The organism is Streptomyces sp. NPDC059564 (genome assembly GCF_042735575.1).
Taxonomy (GTDB): domain Bacteria; phylum Actinomycetota; class Actinomycetes; order Streptomycetales; family Streptomycetaceae; genus Streptomyces.
In genome coordinates, this window is the sequence record NZ_JBHWBP010000562.1 from 1 (window position 1) to 3,248 (window position 3,248).

General features: G+C 72.3%; 3 protein-coding genes. 2 read left to right on the forward strand and 1 reads right to left on the reverse strand.

All coding sequences use genetic code 11. The annotated features are described in order from the left end of the window. The first annotated feature begins 175 nt into the window (after positions 1 to 175). Positions 176 to 658: a GNAT family N-acetyltransferase gene (locus ACFV0Q_RS40140; protein ID WP_385012868.1), complete on the forward strand. Its 483-nt coding sequence runs from the start codon at positions 176 to 178 to the stop codon at positions 656 to 658. 34 nt (positions 659 to 692) lie between these two features. Here the strand turns inward: ACFV0Q_RS40140 and ACFV0Q_RS40145 are convergent, their stop codons facing one another. Then, on the reverse strand, positions 693 to 977 hold the full coding sequence (locus ACFV0Q_RS40145; protein ID WP_385012869.1) for a hypothetical protein: 285 nt from the start codon (positions 975 to 977) through the stop codon (positions 693 to 695). A 241-nt stretch (positions 978 to 1,218) separates the two neighbouring features. Between ACFV0Q_RS40145 and ACFV0Q_RS40150 the strand changes: the two genes are divergently transcribed. Beyond that, the gene (locus ACFV0Q_RS40150) at positions 1,219 to 3,207 is read left to right on the forward strand and encodes a discoidin domain-containing protein (protein ID WP_385012870.1); all 1,989 of its coding nucleotides are present in this window, start codon (positions 1,219 to 1,221) and stop codon (positions 3,205 to 3,207) included. Positions 3,208 to 3,248: the final 41 nt, after the last annotated feature.

The window sequence follows — 3,248 nt, forward strand, 5'->3', positions numbered from 1 at the left end:
AGGACACCTGCGGCCCGGCCACCCTCCCCCGCGATGTCGGCGGCGGGCTCGCGGCCGGTCTTTCGACATGGCGGCAGGCCCCGGGCGCGCCCGGCTCGCGCATGATCGGTTGCCTCGGCGGAAGGGGGATCGCTCCCGTCCGCCTCCCACCCCCGATCACAGGAGCCGCCCCGCCATGTCCGACATCACGGTCCGCACCGCCCGCCCCGGGGACTTCGACCAGTGGCGCGCCCTCTACCGCGGCTACGCCGACTTCTACCGGGTCGAACAGACCGAGGAGGCGGCCCGGACGGTGTGGGCGTGGATCGGCGATCCCGGCCACGAGGTCGGCGCGCTCGTCGCCGAGGACGCCGCGGGCCGCCTCCTGGGGCTGGCCCACTACCGGCCCTTCGCCCGGCCGCTGTCCGCGACCACCGGCTGCTTCCTGGACGACCTGTTCGTGGCTCCGGAGCACCGCGGTTCGGGCGCCGCCGACCTGCTGCTCGGCGCGCTGCGCGGACTCGCGGAAGAGCGCGGGTGGAGCGTGGTGCGCTGGATCACCGCCGACGACAACCACCGGGCCCGTGCGAAGTACGACCAGGTGGCCACGCGGACCATGTGGGTCACGTACGACATGGCCCCGGCCACTGACACGTCGCCGCCGGCACATCGCCGCTGACACCTCGCCGCCGGCACGTCGCCGCGGGCAGCGCTCAGCCGTCGCCCGCGGCGTCGTCGCAGGCGGGGCAGACGCGGTCGGCGGCCTCCGGCGGGTACCACGGGGCGCCGGGGTGTTCGGAGGGCCGCCAGGGGGCGGTCTCCATGGCGAAGGTGTCCCGGCCGCAGAGGGTCCGGGGGCCCCGGACGGCGGGCCTGCCCGGGGCGGCGGGCGCCGCGTGCACCCGCAGCGGGGACCGTTCCCCGCCGGAGGACGCCTCCCCGGCCGGGTGGGCCGACGGCTGTCCCTCGTACTCGTACACCACGACCGTCTCGCTCATGCCCCGACCTTACGGCCCATCAGGTCATCCGTCCCGGACTCTTGACTCCTTTCGCGCCACTGGCGATTCTCGACGCACCGTTTGTGCGGGGCATGACAATTCATGCCCGGATTCGACCGCGCCCCTCCGCCGACCGAAGACACGAGTGATGACCTTGACCCCTCACCCCCGCCCCCCACGCCCGCGCCGAAGGCGCCGCCCCTTCGCACTCCTGTCGCTGCTCGTCGCCGCCGTACTGGCCATGGTGCTGGGCCCCGTACCCAGCTCCTCGGCCGACGGCGGCTGGTGGACCCCGACCGCACGCCCCCAGCCCGACTCCGACGTCAACGTCACCGGTGAGCCCTTCAAGGGCACCGACGCCCAGGGCCGGGTCCGCGGCTTCGTCGACGCGCACGACCACATCATGTCCAACGAGGGTTTCGGCGGCCGCCTCATCTGCGGCAAGCCGTTCTCCGACCTCGGCGTCGCCGACGCGCTCAAGGACTGCCCCGAGCACTACCCCGACGGCTCCCTCGCCGTCTTCGACTTCATCACCAAGGGCGGCGACGGCCGCCACGACCCCGACGGCTGGCCCACCTTCAAGGACTGGCCGGCCCACGACTCGCTGACCCACCAGCAGAACTACTACGCCTGGATCGAGCGGGCCTGGCGCGGCGGCCAGCGGGTGCTGGTCAACGACCTGGTCACCAACGGCGTGATCTGCTCCGTGTACTTCTTCAAGGACCGCGGCTGCGACGAGATGACCGCGATCCGTCTGGAAGCGCAGAAGACGTACGACATGCAGGCCTACATCGACACGATGTACGGCGGCCCGGGCAAGGGCTGGTTCCGCATCGTCACCGACTCCGCGCAGGCCCGCCAGGTGGTCCAGCAGGGCAAACTGGCCGTCGTCCTCGGCGTGGAGACCTCCGAGCCCTTCGGCTGCAAGATGATCCTGGACGTCTCGCAGTGCAGCAAGGCGGACATCGACCGGGGCCTGGACGAGCTGCACCAGCTGGGCGTGCGCAGCATGTTCCTGTGCCACAAGTTCGACAACGCCCTGTGCGGGGTCCGCTTCGACGAGGGCGCCCTCGGCACCGCGATCAACGTGGGCCAGTTCCTGTCGACCGGCACCTTCTGGCAGACCGAGAAGTGCACCGGCCCGCAGAAGGACAACCCGATCGGCCTCGCACCGGCCCCCGGGGCGCAGAAGGAGCTCCCGCCGGGCGTGACGGTCCCGTCCTACGCCGCCGACGCCCAGTGCAACACCCGCGGGCTCACCGATCTCGGCGAGTACGCGGTGCGCGGCATGATGAAGCGCAAGATGATGCTGGAAGTCGACCACATGAGCGTCAAGGCCGCGGGCCGGGCCTTCGACATCCTGGAGTCCCAGTCGTACCCGGGCGTGATCTCCTCGCACAGCTGGATGGACCTCGGCTGGACCGAACGGCTCTACAAGCTGGGCGGTTTCGCCGCCCAGTACATGAACGGGTCCGAGGGCTTCAGCGCGGAGGCCAAGCGCACCGACGCGCTGCGCGACAAGTACCACGTGGGCTACGGCTACGGCACCGACATGAACGGCGTCGGCGGCTGGCCCGGCCCGCGCGGCGCCGGGGCCCCGAACGCGGTGCAGTACCCGTTCCGCAGTACCGACGGGGGCTCCGTCATCGACCGGCAGACCGCCGGGCAGCGCACGTGGGACATCAACACCGACGGCGCGGCGCACTACGGCCTGGTCCCCGACTGGATCGAGGACATCCGGCGCGTCGGCGGCCAGGACGTGGTGGACGACCTGTTCCGCGGCGCCGAGTCCTACCTCACCACCTGGGGCGCCTCCGAGCGGCACCAGGCCGGCGTGAACCTCGCGGCGGGCGCCTCCGCCTCCGCGAGCTCCTCGGAGTGGAACCTCATCACCAGCTACGCGCCCGGCCGGGCCGTGGACGGCGACCGGGGCACCCGCTGGGCCAGCGACTGGAGCGACGACCAGTCCCTGACCCTGGACCTGGGGAGCGCGAGCCTGGTGGGGCGGGTGACCCTCGACTGGGAGCGCGCGTACGGGAAGGCGTACCGGATCGAGCTCTCCACGGACGGCTCGAACTGGCAGACCGCCTGGTCGACGACGACCGGTGACGGCGGCCTGGACACCGCCCGGTTCGCCGGCACCACGGCCCGCTACGTACGCGTCCACGGCGTGGGCCGCGGCACGCAGTGGGGCTACTCCCTCCACGAGGTGGGCGTCTACAGCGGCTGACGTCCCGCACACCGGGGCCGCCCGGACCAGACCTCCTGGTC

Coding starts and splice junctions, on each gene's coding strand:
- ACFV0Q_RS40145 (WP_385012869.1), bottom strand. CDS start 977: ATGAGCGAGACGGTCGTGGTGTACGAGTACGAGGGACAGCCGTCGGCC.
- ACFV0Q_RS40150 (WP_385012870.1), top strand. CDS start 1,219: ATGGTGCTGGGCCCCGTACCCAGCTCCTCGGCCGACGGCGGCTGGTGG.
- ACFV0Q_RS40140 (WP_385012868.1), top strand. CDS start 176: ATGTCCGACATCACGGTCCGCACCGCCCGCCCCGGGGACTTCGACCAG.